Annotated in this window: 15 protein-coding genes and 1 tRNA gene; 7 read left to right on the forward strand and 9 right to left on the reverse strand. The window is 70.4% G+C overall.

From position 1 onward, the window contains the following. Positions 1–4: 4 nt before the first annotated feature. From M4I32_RS06915 to M4I32_RS06925, 3 genes are all read right to left on the reverse strand, one after another. Entirely contained in the window at positions 5–1,210 is a 1,206-nt protein-coding gene (locus tag M4I32_RS06915; protein WP_319033744.1) for an ROK family transcriptional regulator, read from the reverse strand. A 42-nt stretch (positions 1,211–1,252) separates the two neighbouring features. Beyond that, positions 1,253–1,855: a flavodoxin family protein gene (locus tag M4I32_RS06920; protein ID WP_319033745.1), complete on the reverse strand. Its 603-nt coding sequence runs from the start codon at positions 1,853–1,855 to the stop codon at positions 1,253–1,255. A gap of 318 nt (positions 1,856–2,173) precedes the next feature. Beyond that, a complete protein-coding gene (locus tag M4I32_RS06925; RefSeq protein WP_319033746.1) occupies positions 2,174–3,586 on the reverse strand; it encodes a DEAD/DEAH box helicase in 1,413 nt (470 codons plus the stop codon). 331 nt (positions 3,587–3,917) lie between these two features. Here M4I32_RS06925 and M4I32_RS06930 point away from each other — a divergent pair, with 331 nt between their 5' ends. Continuing rightward, complete coding sequence (locus M4I32_RS06930) at positions 3,918–5,036, forward strand: acyl-CoA desaturase (RefSeq protein WP_319033763.1); 1,119 nt, start codon at positions 3,918–3,920, stop codon at positions 5,034–5,036. 153 nt (positions 5,037–5,189) lie between these two features. Here the strand turns inward: M4I32_RS06930 and M4I32_RS06935 are convergent, their stop codons facing one another. Together M4I32_RS06935 and M4I32_RS06940 are read right to left on the reverse strand one after the other, a co-directional pair. Beyond that, a complete protein-coding gene (locus M4I32_RS06935; protein WP_319033747.1) occupies positions 5,190–6,011 on the reverse strand; it encodes a VTC domain-containing protein in 822 nt (273 codons plus the stop codon). After that, positions 6,008–6,667, reverse strand: a complete 660-nt coding sequence (locus M4I32_RS06940; protein WP_319033748.1) for a DUF4956 domain-containing protein — start codon at positions 6,665–6,667, stop codon at positions 6,008–6,010. The genes M4I32_RS06935 and M4I32_RS06940 overlap by 4 nt, the downstream gene beginning before the upstream one ends. Positions 6,668–6,791: 124 nt before the next feature. Here M4I32_RS06940 and M4I32_RS06945 point away from each other — a divergent pair, with 124 nt between their 5' ends. Both M4I32_RS06945 and M4I32_RS06950 read left to right on the forward strand, forming a co-directional pair. Further along, on the forward strand, positions 6,792–7,469 hold the full coding sequence (locus M4I32_RS06945; RefSeq protein WP_319033749.1) for an asparagine synthase: 678 nt from the start codon (positions 6,792–6,794) through the stop codon (positions 7,467–7,469). Positions 7,470–7,533: 64 nt separating this feature from the next. Then, a tRNA-Arg gene (locus tag M4I32_RS06950) sits at positions 7,534–7,606 on the forward strand. A 69-nt stretch (positions 7,607–7,675) separates the two neighbouring features. Here M4I32_RS06950 and M4I32_RS06955 read toward each other — a convergent pair. After that, complete coding sequence (locus M4I32_RS06955; protein ID WP_319033750.1) at positions 7,676–9,400, reverse strand: DEAD/DEAH box helicase; 1,725 nt, start codon at positions 9,398–9,400, stop codon at positions 7,676–7,678. 105 nt (positions 9,401–9,505) lie between these two features. Beyond that, the gene (locus tag M4I32_RS06960; RefSeq protein ID WP_319033751.1) at positions 9,506–10,207 is read right to left on the reverse strand and encodes a hypothetical protein; all 702 of its coding nucleotides are present in this window, start codon (positions 10,205–10,207) and stop codon (positions 9,506–9,508) included. 142 nt (positions 10,208–10,349) lie between these two features. Between M4I32_RS06960 and M4I32_RS06965 the strand changes: the two genes are divergently transcribed. Beyond that, a complete protein-coding gene (locus M4I32_RS06965; RefSeq protein WP_319033752.1) occupies positions 10,350–11,561 on the forward strand; it encodes a carbamoyl-phosphate synthase large subunit in 1,212 nt (403 codons plus the stop codon). Positions 11,562–11,567: 6 nt separating this feature from the next. Here M4I32_RS06965 and M4I32_RS06970 read toward each other — a convergent pair whose 3' ends face one another. After that, the gene (locus tag M4I32_RS06970; protein ID WP_319033753.1) at positions 11,568–12,725 is read right to left on the reverse strand and encodes an alpha/beta fold hydrolase; all 1,158 of its coding nucleotides are present in this window, start codon (positions 12,723–12,725) and stop codon (positions 11,568–11,570) included. A 112-nt stretch (positions 12,726–12,837) separates the two neighbouring features. Here M4I32_RS06970 and M4I32_RS06975 point away from each other — a divergent pair, with 112 nt between their 5' ends. Both M4I32_RS06975 and M4I32_RS06980 read left to right on the forward strand, forming a co-directional pair. Next, positions 12,838–13,203: a methylmalonyl-CoA epimerase gene (locus tag M4I32_RS06975; protein WP_319033754.1), complete on the forward strand. Its 366-nt coding sequence runs from the start codon at positions 12,838–12,840 to the stop codon at positions 13,201–13,203. A gap of 110 nt (positions 13,204–13,313) precedes the next feature. Then, on the forward strand, positions 13,314–13,823 hold the full coding sequence (locus M4I32_RS06980; RefSeq protein ID WP_319033755.1) for an Hsp20/alpha crystallin family protein: 510 nt from the start codon (positions 13,314–13,316) through the stop codon (positions 13,821–13,823). 54 nt (positions 13,824–13,877) lie between these two features. On the opposite strand, the gene M4I32_RS06985 is transcribed toward M4I32_RS06980, so the two are convergent. Continuing rightward, complete coding sequence (locus M4I32_RS06985; protein ID WP_319033756.1) at positions 13,878–14,312, reverse strand: MarR family winged helix-turn-helix transcriptional regulator; 435 nt, start codon at positions 14,310–14,312, stop codon at positions 13,878–13,880. A 78-nt stretch (positions 14,313–14,390) separates the two neighbouring features. Between M4I32_RS06985 and M4I32_RS06990 the strand changes: the two genes are divergently transcribed. Beyond that, a complete protein-coding gene (locus M4I32_RS06990) occupies positions 14,391–16,193 on the forward strand; it encodes a DUF2207 family protein (protein WP_319033757.1) in 1,803 nt (600 codons plus the stop codon). The last annotated feature ends 284 nt before the right edge of the window (positions 16,194–16,477 follow it).

The raw sequence follows: 16,477 nt of genomic DNA on the forward strand, positions 1-16,477 counted from the left end.
CCGCTCAGCGACCGGCCGCAGCCGCGTACACCGCGTACTCGAGAGCGAGCGCACCCCCACCGCTGACACCGGCATCCGGCAGCTGCGTGCGGCGGATGCGCACCGCGTCGCGCACCAGGGGGAAGACCCGGGAGCGGGTGCGGCTCGTCAGGTCGGCGAGCATGCGGTCGGGGGCGTCGCGCAGGGCGCCGCCGAGCACGATGTCGGTGGGGCTCAGCAGGTTCACCACCACCGCAAGTGCCCCCGCGAGGGTGTCGATGGTGTCGTCGCGCAGGGCGGTGCCGCCCGGGTGCGGGGCGGCGTGCTCGAGCGCGAGGGCCAGCGGCGCGTCGACGCCCTCCGGCGGCTCGATCCCGACCGCGCGCAGCGCCGTAGCAATCCGCGGAGCCGAGAGCACCGTCTCAAGGCACCCCCGGCCGCCGCAGGCGCAGGGCTCGCCCGGCTCACGCACGCGCAGGTGCCCCAGCTCGGTGACCGCGTGCGACCCGCCGAAGAGCGGTTCTCCGCGCAGTATCAGCCCGAGCCCGACGCCCGTGCGCACGTAGACATAGGCCAGGCTGTCGGCGCCGAGCGGGGTGTAGCGCGCCTCGGCCAGCGCCATGGCACGCACGTTGTGATCGATCACGACGGGAATGCCGAGCTCCTGCTCAAGGCGGTCTGCGATGGGTACGTCGTGCCAGCCGAGGTTGATCGAGAGCAGGTTGCGCCGGTGCGCGGCATCAACGACGCCGGGGGCCGCCACACCCACGGCGATCGGCTGGGCGCCGCCGTGATCGTCGCTCACCGCCTGGAGCAGCTCGGCCGCCTGGCCGAGCACCTCGATCGCACGGGTCCCGACCACGATCGCCCGGGTGGCCGTCGCGAGCACCACTCCGCGCCCGTCGACGAGTCCCACCTTGAGCAGGCCGGCGCCGAGGTGGATGCCGCCGACGATGATCTTCTCGGGGACGAGCGACAGCGAGATGGCGGGTCGCCCGGCACCGCTCGTCGCCTCCGGCGGGCGACGGGCCTCGCGCACCCACCCACGCTCGAGCAGGGGCGTCACGAGCTTGGTGACGGTCGTGGGCGCGACGCCCGTGAGTTCGGCCAGCTGCGTCCTCGACCGCGGCCCACGGTCGCGCAGGATGCGCAGGACGGCGCTCGTGCGCGGATCGGATCCCCCGACCGGGTGTGAGAGCTGCCCGCCCACGGCGGCCGATTGATGAGACACACGCCCATCCTCCCCGATCGGTGCGGGTGGGCGTGGCCGCAGTCACCCGACGGGGTAGGGACGCTCCTGCAGCACGGCGGCCAGGTGGGCGGCGTTGCGCGCGGCGCCCGCAGTGGCGCTGGCGGTCGGCGACGGCGTCTCGTCCAGATCTTTGTAGTCGGTGGTGTGCATCGCCTGGCCGTTCCAGTACGTGCCCCCCTGCGAGGGGATGCTGAACCCGGCGTCCGCGAGGGCCTGGTAGAGGACGGCGGTGATGTGATGCGCGCCGTCCTCGTTTCCCACGACCGCGGTGATCGCGACCTTCCCGCTGAGGATCGGGCGGCCGGCATCGTCGGTCTCGGCGAGCTCCGCGTCGAGGCGTTCGAGCACTCGCTGCGCGATGCTCGAGTGCTGACCCATCCACGTGGGCGTCGCGAGCACCAGGATGTCGGCGGCGAGCACGCGTTCCCGGATCGTCGGCCACTGGTCCCCGGGGCCCATGTGCTTCTCGACACCGGGGGCGATGTCGTAGTCGACGACGCGCAGCTGCTCCGTCTCGACGCCGTGCTCGGCCAGCTGCTCGAGCACCTGGTGGGCGAGCAGGCCCGTGCTGGATTCGCCGGGCGACGGCGTGAGGGTGCAGTTCAGTGCGAGTGCGCGGAGCATCGGTCGTCCTTTCGTCGGCGGACTCCCGACGGTAGGACACCGGGGCCGCACCGGTCAGGCCCTTGACAGGTCCTCACCGATGGGACACGGGACCGAGGGGCCCGTGAAGGGCCCCTCGCCGGTATGGGGAACGTCGCCCCCCAGCGCATTCCGCGTACCGGTCAGTCAAACGGAGAGTTCCGCTGCCACCCGAACTGCCGCAGTGGGTCTCCGTGTGTAACCGTGTCGCAGACGACGCTAAGCGAGGTTGCGAATATCGGGCTGGGGGTTGTGTCGCACATAGCCGTCTGATAGAAAACGGCCTGCCGAGAAGCGCTCCTACGAGCGCCCGGTGTTCGAGCGGCTGCGGCCCCCGCGTGAACCGCGGCGGCGGCCGTTGCCGGACCCCTCGCCCCGCGGCGCGCCGGGACGGCTCGGCTCCGAGCGCGAGGCGCCGGATGCCGAACGGGTCGCACCCGAGGCGTGTGCCGCCCCGCGCCCGCCGCCGTGGTTGCCGCGCGATCCACCGCGACCGCGTGCGGCCGGCTGAGCCACCACGGGCGCGGGCGTGACGTGCGGAGCCGCTTCGCCGATGAGCTCGACGATGGCGGGGTGCCCGGCCTGCACGGGCTCGAACGGCGCAGAGATCTTGGCCTTGCGCAGCAGATCGGTCACGTCACGCCGCTGCGAGTCGACGGCGACCGTCACCACGGTGCCTGCCGCGCCCGCGCGGGCGGTGCGCCCGGAGCGGTGCAGGTACGCCTTGTGCTCGACGGGCGGGTCGACGTGGACGACCAGCTCGACGTCGTCGACGTGCACGCCGCGCGCGGCGACGTCGGTGGCGACGAGCACGCGCACGCCGCCCTTGCCGACCTCGGCGCCGAAGGCGGCGAGGTTGCGCTCGCGCGCCGCCTGCGACAGGTTGCCGTGCAGGTCGACGGCGGGGATGCCGGAGGCGGTCAGCTGCTTGGCGAGCTTCTTCGCCTGGTGCTTGGTGCGCGTGAAGAGAATGCGGCGGCCGTGGCCCGAGGCGAGCCGGCTCACGAGGTCCGGCTTGCCGGCGGCATCCACGACGAAGACGCGGTGCGTCATGACGCCCTGCGGCTCGTCGGCCTCGGCGACCTCGTGACGCACCTCATCGCGCAGGAAGCGGCGTACGAGCGTGTCGACGCCGCGGTCGAGGGTGGCGCTGAACAGCATCCGCTGCCCGCCCTGGGGCGTCGCGGTGAGGATGCGCGTGACGCCCGGGAGGAACCCGAGGTCGGCCATGTGGTCGGCCTCGTCGAGCACGGTGATCTCGACGCGGTCGAGGCCGATGACCTTCTGCTTCATGAGGTCCTCGAGACGACCGGGGCAGGCCACGACGATGTCGACGCCGGCGCGCAGCGCCTGCTCCTGCGGGCGCTGGCCGACCCCGCCGAAGATCGTCGTGACGTTGAGCCCGACGGCCTGCGCGAGAGGCGCGATGGTCGCCGCGATCTGCGTGGCGAGCTCGCGGGTGGGAGCCAGTACGAGCCCGCGCGGCTTCATCGGCGTGCGGCGGGCCGCGTGGGCGCCGCTCAGACGCGCGACCATCGGCAGCGCGAACGCGAGGGTCTTGCCGCTGCCGGTGCGACCGCGGCCGAGCACGTCGCGTCCGGCGAGCGAGTCGGGCAGCGTGTCGTTCTGGATGGCGAAGGCCTCGGTCTTGCCCGAGGTGGAGAGGACGGTGGCCAGCGGTGCGGGCACGCCGAGATCAAGGAAAGAAGACATAGAGGAAGAGCTTTCGGGTGTGGCACGACCGAAGGGAACGTGCGGGTGGGGCGACGGCGCGGGATCGCGCATCGGTTCGCCGCTCGAGAAGACCGCGGCCCGAGGGGCCGGAGAGCGTATCGACGACGCAGGCGCAGAGAAGCACCGTGCCCAACACTAGCAGTGCCCCCCGCGTGAACGCTGTGTGACGCCCGCCTGAGCATCCACCGCACATCGCATGCCATATACGCGGGCATGCATGACGCGCCCCCTAGTCTGGCGAAAGCGATCGGCATCCGCCTTTGGCTTCACCAGCGGTCGGTGACCCGGCTGCCGATCGAGTAGGTGCGATATCTCCGCCACTGCCACTCCCGCGCCCGTTGTCAGCGGCCTGGGCGCGATCCGCCAGACGTACGCCTCGAACGACACCTTCCCGCATCTGACGCGCGCCTACACCGAGGTCTCGCAGGTCGTGCGCGAGACCGGCCTGCTCAACCGTGCACGCCGGTTCTACGCCGTCGTCGGCGGTGTGCTCGCCCTCGCGTTCGCCGGCTGCGTGGCGGGGTTCATCCTGCTCGGCGACAGCTGGTTCCAGCTGCTCATCGCCGGCGCGCTCGGCATCATCTTCACGCAGGTCGCATTCCTCTCGCACGAGGCCGCGCACAAGCAGATCCTGGCCTCGGGTCCCGCCAACGACCGCCTCGCACGGTTCCTCGGCAACGGGATCGTCGGAATGAGCTTCTCCTGGTGGAACTCCAAGCACACCCGCCACCACGCCAACCCCAACCGCGTCGGCCGCGACCCCGACATCGAGGTCGACACCATCTCGTTCCTCGAAGAGGACGCGGCGAAGGCATCCGGCTTTCTGGGCTTCATCACCCGCCGCCAGGGCTGGCTGTTCTTCCCGCTCCTCATGCTCGAGGGCCTCAACCTGCACTTCATCAGCATCAAGCACCTGCTCTCGCGCGGCGAGGTCAAGGGGCGCTGGACCGAACTGGCCATGATCACCGTGCGGTTCGCCATCGTGCTCACCGCGGTGTTCTGGATGCTGCCGCTCGGCATGGCGTTCGCGTTCCTCGGTGTGCAGCTGGCCGTCTTCGGCGTGTACATGGGCGCGTCCTTCGCCCCGAACCACAAGGGCATGCCGGTCATCGCGCACGACGCGAAGCTCGACTTCTTCACCAAGCAGGTGCGCACCTCGCGCAACGTCTCGGGCGGCTGGTGGGCCACCTGGCTGATGGGCGGCCTGAACTACCAGGTCGAGCACCACCTGTTCCCGAACATGCCGCGCCCGCACCTCGCCCGCGCCCGCGACATCGTGCGCGACCAGTGCGCCACCCTCGGGGTGCCGTACACCGAGACCACGCTGTGGCGCTCCTACGCCATCGTCATCGCGTACCTCAACCGGGTCGGGCTCGCGGCGCGCGACCCGTTCGAATGCCACATCGTCTCGCGGTTCCGCAAGGCGTGACGCACGACCGGCCCTGACCCGCCCCGCGCCGCCCCCGCCCGAGTCTGCGCGCCCGGCGGCCTCGGCTTCGCGCGAGGACTCTCGCGCGACACGAGGACGGGTGGGCGCGAATCATCCTCGCACGGCGCGTTAGTCCTCGCGCCGCGCCGGACCTCAGCGGATCGGTTCGCCGCGGAAGTGACGGTCGAGCACGCGCCGCCACCGGTTGGCCGGCAGGCTCGGGTCGAGCGCGGCGAGCCCCGTGCCGTACTTCGACAGCGAGGTGGGGCGGATGCCGTGGGCCCAGAGCGCGCGGTCGAGGGCTCCGGCCTGGCGCCCCGACTTCGTCTCGACGATCACCGCCGCGGGCAGGGTCAGGCTGGCATTCGCGTGCGGGCGCTGCCAGGCGAGATCGACGTCGATCGTGCCGCGCGAGGTGTCCCGGTCGCCGGAACCGGGGATGAGCAGGGTGACGCGACGGTAGGCGGTGATGAGCTCTTGTCGCAGGCGCAAGGCGATGCCATCGGCATCCCGGATGCCGGCGGCCGCGAGCGTCTCGGCTGCGTACGCCGTACCGCGGGGATCGAGGCGGCCCGGCGAGTCGGTCGCGAGCGGCATGCGCTCCTTCACCGTCGTGGAGAGCCCACCCCGCGTCTTGACTTCGAGAAAGCTGACGCCGGAGTCGACGTAGCGGCGAGCGCGCACCTTGAAGCGCCGGCGCCGTCCCCGTGCCGCCCCCGCGTAGCTGGTCAGCTCCGGGGTGTCGAAGTAGTGGGATTCGTAGCGCGGGGCCCACTGATCGTCGTGTTCGAGCAGGCGGGTGCCGGCGGGCAGGGTGCGCAGCACGGCGCCGAGCTGCGGCAGCGGGAGGATGTACTTGCGGTCCACGCGGGTCTGCAGCTGGGCTTCGGCGTTGAGCTGTTCGAGTGTGACGGAGTTCAGGCCGACGACCGGGTCGAGGGCTCGGGCGACGGAGGACGCGAGCCGACCGTTCACGAGTGCACCTCGGAACGGCGCGGCGAGGCCCAGTCCTGGGTGGGGACGATGCCCGTGTGTACCGCCGGAGGGAGGGCCTTCTTCGGCAGGGCATACCGCACCGAGATCGAGGTGGTGTCGTTCACGAGGTCGAGTTCGGTGACCTCGAGCACCAGCACGCGCGCCCCGAGCAGGCCCTCGACGTGCGAGCGCAACGCGACCTCGTCGGTGTAGGCGCGGTCGAGCCGCAGCGTCTGTTCGCGGTAGCGGTGCAGCATCCGGCGGTTGTCGATGACCGCGAGCACGCCGACGACGAGGGCCATCAGCCCGGCAGCCGACCAGACGGCGGCGAACGTCGCGTCGGTGGCGGTCGTCGCCGCGGCGGCGGAGAGACCCGCGATGAGACCGAGGGCGAGGGCGGCGAAGTAGTAGGCCACCTCGGTCTGGTCGATCTCACGTGAGCGCAGGCGGATGATCGAGAGCACACCGAACAGCCCCAGCCCGAGCCCGGCGCCGACGGTGCTGGTGCCCAGCACGAGCGACACGGCCAGAACGCCGACGTTGACGCCGACGAAGGCGACGGCGAGATCTCGACGGCGGTTGCGGGGAAAATAGACGGCGAACGCGAGCACGCAGATCGCGACGAGGTCGAGGGCGATGACGATGATCTGAACCATGGGTCCTCCTGATTGGTGGACTCATTCAGCGGCACGGCGCTATGAGGCGGCTATGGCGCGCTCCAGGGGCGGTTGCGAATGTGGCGCGAGTCGCGGGGCGGGTACCCTCGATACAGGGGGTGCCGTGAGCCCGAAGACATCGCCGGACGTGCCGGAGGCGGCAGCAGCCGCGGCCGGGGCCGCGTCGCGCGCGAAGCCGCCGAAGCTCGCCGAGGTCGTCTCGGAGGGCATCTATATCGCGGCCGCCGCGACACGTCTGCGGCTGAAGAACCGCATCCTGATGGAGACGATCGCCGGCGGCGAGGGGTACGACCTCGAGCGCTTCATCCCCGACGCGCGCGAGGCCCTGCTCACCTTGGCCGAGGAGGCCGAGGATGTCGTCGCCCGGCTGCGGCGGGAACGCAAGGACGCCTGGCGGCACTTCTCCGACCCCGACAGCACGCACGACTACGGCACGCGCGATCTGCGCAACCTGCGGCGCCGGCTGCGGCAGTCCAAGCGCATCGCCAAGGAGCTGCGACTGCGTGCCGCGGACGAGGACGAACTGCGTCGTCTGGTGGTCGCCGCTCGGGATGCCGCGTGGGATGAGCTCGCGCTGAACATCGACCGCACCCTGCGCATCGAGGCCGCGCGGCCCGACCTCGAGCCCGACTACGAGCAGATGCGCGAGGCCCGCATGCAGTCGCTGCGCCTTGTGGACCTCGCCGCGCTCAGCTCGCAGCAGCGTCGCCGGGTGAAGGCGCGCTCGGCGTCGGACGATGCCGATGACGAGCAAGCGGCGCCGTCCCCCGATTCGCCGTGAGCGCGGGCGTGGGGTATTCTGGTCGCTGGTGTGCGCGAGGGTTTCGACCCGAAACGCGCACCGGGCGCCCGTAGCTCAATGGATAGAGCATCTGACTACGGATCAGAAGGTTGGGAGTTCGAGTCTCTTCGGGCGCACACTGTGTTGAGACAGTGCAAACACGAAAACCCGCGGATATCCGCGGGTTTTCGTGTTTGTCGCCGGTCTCAGTGGCGCGGCTTGCGGTCCTCGCGCTTGGCCGAGTTGCCGAAGCGATCGGGGCGCAGCTCAATCAGCTTGCCGCCGATGCGCGTGTTCTCGAGGCGCTTGAGGGCGTCGCGCGACAGGTCCGACGGCAGCTCGACGAGCGAGAACTCCGGGCGGATCTGGATCGCGCCGAAGTCTTCGCGCCGCAGCCCGCCCTCGTTGGCCAGGGCACCCACGATCTGCCGGGGCTCGACCTTGTGCCGCCGGCCGACCGCGATCCGGTAGGTGGTCCTGGCGCCGTCGCCGGAACGGGGGCGGCGCTCGGGCCGCTCGCGGCCGTCGCGCGCGGGCCGGTCGCGTTCGAACCGCGGCTCGGGGGCGGCATCCGGATCGAGCAGCAGGGGAGTGTCGCCCTGCGCCACGACCGCGAGCGCTGCGGCGACGTCGGCCTCGGGCACGTCGTGGTGCTCGACGTAGTGGGCGACGATGTCGCGGAAGACGCTCACCTGCTCCGGGTCGGCCAGCGCCGCGGTGATCGCGTCGTCGAAGCGCGTCAGGCGGGTGGCGTTCACGTCTTCGACACTCGGCAGCTTCATCTCGGTCAGCGGCTGACGCGTCGCCTTCTCGATCGAGGTCAGCATCCGCCGCTCACGGGGGGTGACGAAGCTGATCGCGGCGCCCGTGCGACCCGCGCGTCCCGTGCGGCCGATGCGGTGCACGTACGACTCGGTGTCGATGGGAAGGTCGTAGTTGACGACGTGACTGATGCGCTCGACGTCGAGACCGCGGGCGGCCACGTCGGTGGCGACGAGGATGTCGAGCTTGCCGCTCTTGAGTTGGTTGACCGTGCGCTCGCGCTGCGCCTGGGCGACATCGCCGTTGATCGCGGCGGCCGTGTACCCGCGGGCGCGCAGCTTCTCGGCAAGCGTCTCGGTCTCGTTCTTGGTGCGGGTGAACACGATCATCCCCTCGAAGTTCTCGACCTCGAGGATGCGGGTGAGCGCATCGACCTTCTGCGGGTACGAGACCACGAGGTAGCGCTGGGTGGTGTTGGCCGAGGTCGTCGTCTTGGACTTGACGGTGATCTCGTCGGGATCGTTCAGATACTGGGCCGAGATGCGGCGGATCTGCGCGGGCATGGTGGCCGAGAACAGCGCCACCTGCTTGCCCGTCGGCGTGTCGGCGAGGATCGTCTCGACGTCTTCGGCGAAGCCCATCTTGAGCATCTCGTCGGCCTCATCGAGCACGAGAAAGCGCAGCTCGGACAGATCGAGCGTGCCCTTGTCGAGATGATCCATGATGCGACCCGGCGTGCCGACGACGATGTGCACCCCGCGCCGCAGGGCCGAGAGCTGCTGGCCGTAGCCCTGACCGCCGTAGACGGGCAGCACGTGCACCCCGCGCAGGTGCGAGCCGTACTTCTCGAAGGCCTCGCACACCTGCAGGGCGAGCTCGCGGGTGGGCGCCAGCACGAGCGCCTGCGGAGTCTTCTGCGACAGATCGAGCTGCGACAGGATCGGCAGCGCGAATGCGGCGGTCTTTCCGGTGCCGGTCTGCGCGAGACCGACGACGTCGCGGCCCGCGAGGAGCGGGGGGATCGTCGCGGCTTGGATCGCCGATGGCGTCTCGTAGCCGACGTCCTTGAGGGCCTTCATGACGGCGGCGTCGAGACCGAGTTCGCTGAAGGTGGGTTCGGCGTCCGCGGGCGCTGCCTCGACGGGGGTGTTCTCGGTGCTGGGGGCCATCCTCCGACGGTACCGGAGCGGTCGCCGCAACGCGCGGCCTGCGGCATCCGGGAGCAGGATTCTGTGGCGATCGGTGAGCGGGGGATGCCGCGGCGCCCGCTCGGATCACCGGTGCGCGACCAGACCGAGTCCGATGAAGACCAGACCGCCCGCCCCGAGGATGGCCGCCGATGCCCAGCGGTAGTCCGTGCGCATCAACCTTGCGTACAGGCCCGTCACCCGTCCGGAAAGGGTGGGGACGCGGGACCAGAGCCAGGCGAGGGCCACGAAGGGTCCGACGAGCGCGAGGAGGAAGACGGTGTAGGCGACGAGGCGAAGAGCGATGTCGGAGCTGAGCCCCGCCGTGACGCGACCGGTCATGTACATGATCGGCAGCGTCGTGAAGCCGATGACGGCGCAGCTCAGCCCGAGCGGAAAGTACGTCATTGAACGCGCGTTCGGGGTGCGCTCCCGTCTCGGGTGCACGGCACGCACCGGGACGCGGAGCGCCCACGCGGCGAGAACGGCGGCCGCGACGAGAAAGATCGATCCCGCGGCGATGTCCACGCCCCGGCTGAGCAGGGCCCTGTCGACGTCGCCGCGCACGGCGGTGACGAGGCTCGTCGGGTCGAAGGTCTGCAGCAGCGCGAACAGCACCGTGGCGCCCGTGACCAGGCCGGCGACCATCCACCCCATGCGTGCGGCGACCTGCGTATTGCGGGCGAGCATGTCGGCGGTGGCGCCGTAGAGCGCGGGATTGAGACCCATCGTCAGTCCGAAGCCCACGAGAGTCGACAGGGCGACGACCCACTTGGCCAGCTCCTGCACTCCGTGATCTCCTCTTGACCGTTGCTCACCCGCATCCGCGCGGCACTGTCCAGCGGGCCGCCACGCTCGCGTCTCTGCATCGTAGCCGTGGCCTTGCTCTAGGGTGGGCACACCCTATTTCTCCTCATCGGAAGAGCAATCGATGCGCGTACTGGTCACGAGTTCGAGGAACACCTTCGCCCTGGACGCGATCCGAAAGCTCGGGAGCACGGGCCACACGGTCGTGGCCAGCGACACGTACGGCGGGGCCGTCGGCAGCCACTCGAAGTACCTGAAGGCACACGCGGTCACGGCCTCCCCGCGCTTCGAGACGGATGCCTTCATCGACGACGTCAACGGCATCGTCGAGCGCTACGAGATCGACCTCATTCTGCCCACCTTCGAGGAGGCGTTCTACCTGGCCGCCCGAGCGGGCGACCTGCCCGATGGCGCTCGCGTCTATGCCGGCCGCTTCGACAAGCTCGCGCGACTGCACGACAAGGCGAGTTTCAAGCGGCTCGTCACCGAGGCGGGCGTGCCCGTTCCGCAGACCGTGGTCGCGACGGACGATGCCTCTCTGGCCGAGGCCATCGTGCGGTTTCCCCGGTACTTCGCGCGCGCCGCGTTCTCGCGCGGAGGCGTGGGTCTTCTCACCAACACCGGCCCCCTCGCCGGCAAGATGTCGGCGAGCGACTGCCACCCGACTCCCGATCAGCCGTGGCTCGTGCAGCCGTTCGTCGATGGGCCGATGGTGTGCACCTACAGCACCATCGTCGACGGCCGTGTGACGGCGCACTGCACCTATCGCGCGCCCGAGCAGTGGTCGCACAGCACGGGCATCACATTCCTCGCCGTGGACAGCACCGAGACGCTCGACTACACCCAGCGCATCGTCGACACCCTCGACCCCGGCTTCACCGGACAGCTGTCGTTCGACTTCGTCGACAACGACGGCGAGCTCTTGGCCATCGAGTGCAACCCCCGCCCGACCAACGGGATCATCCTGCTCGGCGCGGAGGAGTTCTCTCGCGCTCTGACGGGCGAGGCCGACGAGGTCGCCGTGGTGCAGCCGGGGGTCGAGCGCCAGGTCACGCTGGCCGTGCTCGCGGATGCCTTCGCCGAGCCCCTCAAGCACCTGCCGACCTCGCTGCACGACCTGGTGCACGTGCGGGACGTGGGGTGGAAGTGGCACGACTCGCTCGCCATGATGTGGAGCCCGGCCACCCTGGTCCACGGAGCCGAGCTCAGCCACGGGCAGCGCAAAGAACTGCTCGCCGCGCTCAGCGACGACATCGTCTGGAACGGTGAGCGGATCACCGGGATGACCGAGGCAGACGCCGAAGCCCTCGAGGCCGTGCACGCACAGCAGGTCTGAGGTCTCTCAGCGGCGCGAGGCGCCTTCGAGCCGCACCCCGGCGCGAAGCCAGCTCGGCAACCGCCCCGCCAGGCTGGGACGCGGCAGGCGATCCAGCCGGGAAGCGAGCGCGGGCAGCCGGTGATGACGGCCGGCGGCGAGATGCCGCATGGCGTTCAGCAGCACCGCCGGATGCGTGTCGAGCGCGCTGTGGCCGTTGTCGATGCCGACGATCGTCGCGTCGGGGAGGCCGGACGCGACACGTCGCGCGGCATCCGGCGGTGTTCGCAGGTCGCGCGCGCCGACGAGCAGCACGACGGGCCAGGTGAACGCCCGGGATTCTTCGAGCAGATCGAAGGGCTCCCCGTCGAATCGCGGAAACCGATGCGCGAGTGCGGCGTAGGTGCCCGCAGGATCGAGAGGATGGCCGTCCGGCGGAGCACCGTAGTGCAGCTCTCGGAACCCGATCGCCCCCGCGATCGCGAACTCGTAGTGATACGGGATGCGAACGATGGACTCGTCGCGCCCCGCGTACATCTCGAGCGCCTTCCATGTGAGGCCCCGTGTGCCGGCGAGCCGGGCCGCCACGAGGGGGCGGACGAGGCGCTCGCCGTCGAGCTCGAAGGCCGCGCGGATCACTTCGAGCAGGTGGGGTCCGCCCCCGCCCGTGGCGTGCAGGCGTCGCACGGCGTGGGCGATGTCGTCGTCGTCCCAGAACAGTTCTCGGATCCGCTCACGTTCGAGGGTGAGGACGCTCGTGGACTGGAGCGTCGAGTCGAGGATCATGCCGGCCACGCGATCGGGATGCCGCGCGGCGAACGACGACGCGAGGTAGCTTCCATACGATGAGCCGACGATGAAGGCCGACGTGACGCCCTGGTCGTCGAGCACGGCCGCGATGTCGTCGATCACCTCGCGGATCCACATCGCCGAGAAGGGGAGCGGCCGGCCCGACTCGTCGCGGCGGGAGTGGCCCACGCCGCGATGCTCGATCATGATGACGTCGAGCCCGCCGCGCGCCGCGTGGCGCCGAAGTGCCCGGTACGGCTCGATGGACGCGAGTCCGGGGCCACCCGGGATGACCACGATCGGCGTCTGCGACCGCGGGCCGGTCCGCACGTAGGCGAGCGAGAACGCGGGTGCGCGGGCGGTCGCCGGTCGGAGGACGCGGTGGATGCGTGTCACCCCCCGAGCGTATTGCGTGCGTTCCGCTCCCCGCCGAAGGCGATGCCGCCCCAGGGCCAGCCCGCGTGGTGTTAGGTTCACCTCAAGCACGACGGGGACGACGGGGGATGTCATGAGACTGCTGCAGGTGGCCCAGCGGGCCGAGGATCTGGACCGCGCGGCGGCGTTCTATGCGCGCCTGCTGGACGCCGCACCGATCGCGCGCTTCGCCGCGCCCGACCTCGTGTTCTTCGAGATGGCGGGGGTGCGTTTGCTGCTCGATCGCGAGGCGCCGTCGGCGGTGTTCTCGTTCGAGGTCGACAACGTGCACGAGGCGATCGAGCGGCTGGGGGGCGAGGCGCACGTGCTGCAGCATCCGGCCGTTGCGGTGCGTCATGAGGACGATTCGATCGGTCCGACCGGATACGACGAGTGGCAGTCGTTCATCGGCGACAGCGAGGGCAACCGCATCGGACTCGTGTCGTTCCAGCGGCCCTGAATTCTGCTCCCGCAGGGCTGGCACTCGACCATGGAGAGTGCTAATCTGAAGCTACTTGAGTCGATGTGACTCAAGTACCGAGAACCTTCAGAAGAACCAAGGAGAGCATCATGGCGACGTATGACCCGTTCCGTGACATCGACCGCCTCGCGTCGAGCCTCTTCGACAGCCGCCGCGGACCGCGGCGCATGCCGATGGACCTCTACCGCGATGGCGACCACTACGTGCTGACCGCCGATCTGCCGGGGATCGATCCCGGCTCGGTCGACATCGACGTCGATGGCCAGCTGCTGACCATCCGCGCCGAGCGCACGCTGGCCGCCGGCGAGGGAGTCAAGTGGATCACCCGCGAGCGCGAGGCCGCAAGCTTCCTGCGGCAGCTCAACCTCGGACAGGGCATCGACACCGAGAGCATCTCGGCGACATACAGCAACGGCGTGCTGAGCGTGACAATCCCTGTGAGCGAGAAGGCCAAGCCGCGCAAGGTGGAGGTCAAGACCGGCGCCGATGCGCCCGTGCTGACCGCGCACGAGAACAGGGCTGATCAGAACGGGGCCGGCGAGGCATCCGAGAGCAGGGTGTCGCAGAACGCCGCCGCCCAGCCGCGTCCGGTCGAGTAGCAGTACGAGACCGTATGGGTGCCGCGGGTCTTCGGGTCCGCGGCACCCGTCGTCTCAATCGCAGGAGGTCCGCAGCTTGGCGGTGAGCTCGCGCAGCGTGCACAGCTCGTCGTCGGTCAGCTGCGACATGCGCTTGCTGATCGTGCGCGCGTGGCGCGTGGCCGTCTTGCGGAACGCCGCGGCGCCGTCCTCGGTGGCCGTGACGAGCGCCCCCCGCCCATCGGACGGGTCGGAGCACTTGGTGACGAGCCCCCGGGCGACCATGCGATCGACGAGGCGCGACACCGAGGGCTGGCTGACGAGCATGAGCGAGGTCACGTCGCGCAGCCGCGCCGTCATCCCGGGCGCGCGGGTGACGGTGAGCAGCACGTCGTACTCGGCCTGGCCGAGCTCGCCGTGGCGAAAGTCGTCGCTGATCTCGTCGAACACCTCGTGCTGCGCACGGAAGAGGCTCTCCCAGGCGTCGACGGCGAGGTGGCGGTTCTTCATGCGCAACAGAGTACGCCCTGACGCGTGTCAGCGGCGGGGGTTGCGGTGACGCCGCGGAGTCCTCTCTAGGCTGGCGGGATGCAGAGCGAACATCGGCGGTGGCGGGGAAGGTTCGCCGCCGCCGCGGCATCCCTGACCGTCCTTATCGCCGCACTGGCCGTCGTGCCCGTGCAGGCGGCGACGGCGTCGACCGGGGACCCGGACGACTTCTCGTTCGAGAGTCTCGAGGTCGACTACACGCTGACCCGGGCCGAAGACGGCACCAGCCGGATGCGGGTGGTCGAGACGTTCGTCGCCGAGTTCCCCGACAGCGACCAGAACCGGGGGATGCGCCGCGCCATCCCGGAGAGCTACCTCGGCATCCCGCTGTTCGCCGAGTTCGAGTCCGTCACCGATGAGGACGGCGATCCCCGCCCGCTCGAGGTCGAGGAGGGCGACGATGCGCTCGTCGCGACGTCGCGCGCCGACGAGTATCTGCACGGAGCCCAGACCTTCGTCTTCACCTACGAGCTGCAGAATGTGACCCGCTACTTCGAGGACACGGGCGTCGACGAGTTCTACTGGGACGTCAACGGCACCGAATGGGAGCAGCCGTTCGGGAGCGTGCAGGCACGACTGCATCTGGAGGGCGCGCTCGCGGACGCGTTGACGGGGGATGCTGCCTGCTACGTGGGGGAGCAGGGGTCGACGCAGGAATGCACGGTCGTGATCGACGACAGCGCCACCGGCGCCGTGGTTCGTGCCGGCGCCGACGACGTGGGTGCCGGTGAGACCGTGACGATGGCGGTCGCCTTCGAAGAGGGCACCTTCACGCCCTTCGACACGTCGCCGTGGCGCTCGCCGTTCTGGTGGCTGCAGCTGGCGTCGTTCGCCGGTGCGCTCGCCGCCGTCATCGCCGCGGCGGTGGTGCGTGCGCGTCGACTCGGCGACGCGCCGGGGCGTCCGACCGTGATCGCGGAGTACGCGCCGCCGCGCGGCATCGATGCCCTCGAATCGGCTGTGCTGATGGGGCAGTCATCCCGCGGGATCCCGGCCGAGGTGCTCGAACAGGCGATCGCGGGCTCGATCCGGGTTGTGGAGGGGCCCCGCAAGTGGGGCAAGACGACGTTCGATCTGCAGCTGATCGATCGTTCCCGAGCCGACGAGAACGGGCGTGAGCTTCTCGACGGCATGTTCGCCGGCGGGCGCACGGAGTACCGCCTGGGACGCAGTGACTCCCGGCTCTCGCGCACCGCGAGCGGGATCCTGAAGGACGCTGCGGCGCAGCTGCGCCGAGACGGTCTGCGCCGGCGGGTGCCCGGGCACGTGCGCGCGCTGCCCATCGTGGTCGCGGTCGCCGCCGCGGTCGGGGTCTTCGCCTTCGGCATCACCGCGATGTCGGCGGGCGTCGACCCGCTCGGGCCGCTCCTGCTGATCGTGGCCGCCGGAATCATGGTGTTCGTCGTGGCCGCTCTGGTCTCGCGCACGCCGTTGACGCCCGAGGGCGCGGAGGCGCGCGACCACCTGCGCGGGGTGAAGATGTTCATCGAGTGGGCCGAGGCCGACCGCATCCGCATGCTGCAGTCGCCCGCCGGCGCCGAGCGTCGGGCCGTCTCGGTCGACGACTCGCGCCAGATGCTGCGACTGTACGAACGCCTGCTGCCGTACGCGGTGGTCTTCGGGCAGGAGACGGAGTGGGCCAAGCGGCTGGCCTTCTACTACGAGGACTCGGCGCCCGGGTGGTACTTCGGGCACGGGGCGTTCAACGCCGCCGCCTTCTCTGCGAGCGTCGCGTCGCTGTCGACGGTGTCGGCCTCGAGCACCGCCTCCTCGACCGGAGGCTCGGCCGGCGGCGGCTCCGCCGGTGGCGGCGGTGGCGGCGGCGGTGGCGGCGGCGTGTAGGCGCCGCGCACCTCAGGTCCTATGAATGGGGGGTCCTGAAGTCCTTGTGGGCCGAGGGGCTCGTCGTGCAGATTGATGGCTCATCGCCGGGAATGGGCCCGGGATGCCGACATGCAGCGGCGGCCCTCGGCTGACGGTGCCCGCACCGGTCCGCCGACCCCGCTGGCTCGCCCCAACCCTGCCGCACCGATTCGATGTCCCACCAATGGGGCTCTTCACGAACGAGGGTGTAGTGCGGGTCTGAAGCCTCCGGCTTCGAGTAGCGAGCGGGCGATGTAGTTCGT

The organism is Microbacterium sp. LRZ72, from assembly GCF_033792225.1.
Lineage (GTDB): Bacteria > Actinomycetota > Actinomycetes > Actinomycetales > Microbacteriaceae > Microbacterium.

Excerpts from the sequence above, each read along its gene's own strand:
- M4I32_RS06925 (WP_319033746.1), bottom strand. The coding sequence starts at position 3,586 with ATGTCTTCTTTCCTTGATCTCGGCGTGCCCGCACCGCTGGCCACCGTC.
- M4I32_RS06990 (WP_319033757.1), top strand. The coding sequence starts at position 14,391 with ATGCAGAGCGAACATCGGCGGTGGCGGGGAAGGTTCGCCGCCGCCGCG.
- M4I32_RS06940 (WP_319033748.1), bottom strand. The coding sequence starts at position 6,667 with ATGGTTCAGATCATCGTCATCGCCCTCGACCTCGTCGCGATCTGCGTG.
- M4I32_RS06955 (WP_319033750.1), bottom strand. The coding sequence starts at position 9,400 with ATGGCCCCCAGCACCGAGAACACCCCCGTCGAGGCAGCGCCCGCGGAC.
- M4I32_RS06985 (WP_319033756.1), bottom strand. The coding sequence starts at position 14,312 with ATGAAGAACCGCCACCTCGCCGTCGACGCCTGGGAGAGCCTCTTCCGT.
- M4I32_RS06975 (WP_319033754.1), top strand. The coding sequence starts at position 12,838 with ATGAGACTGCTGCAGGTGGCCCAGCGGGCCGAGGATCTGGACCGCGCG.
- M4I32_RS06920 (WP_319033745.1), bottom strand. The coding sequence starts at position 1,855 with ATGCTCCGCGCACTCGCACTGAACTGCACCCTCACGCCGTCGCCCGGC.
- M4I32_RS06980 (WP_319033755.1), top strand. The coding sequence starts at position 13,314 with ATGGCGACGTATGACCCGTTCCGTGACATCGACCGCCTCGCGTCGAGC.
- M4I32_RS06965 (WP_319033752.1), top strand. The coding sequence starts at position 10,350 with ATGCGCGTACTGGTCACGAGTTCGAGGAACACCTTCGCCCTGGACGCG.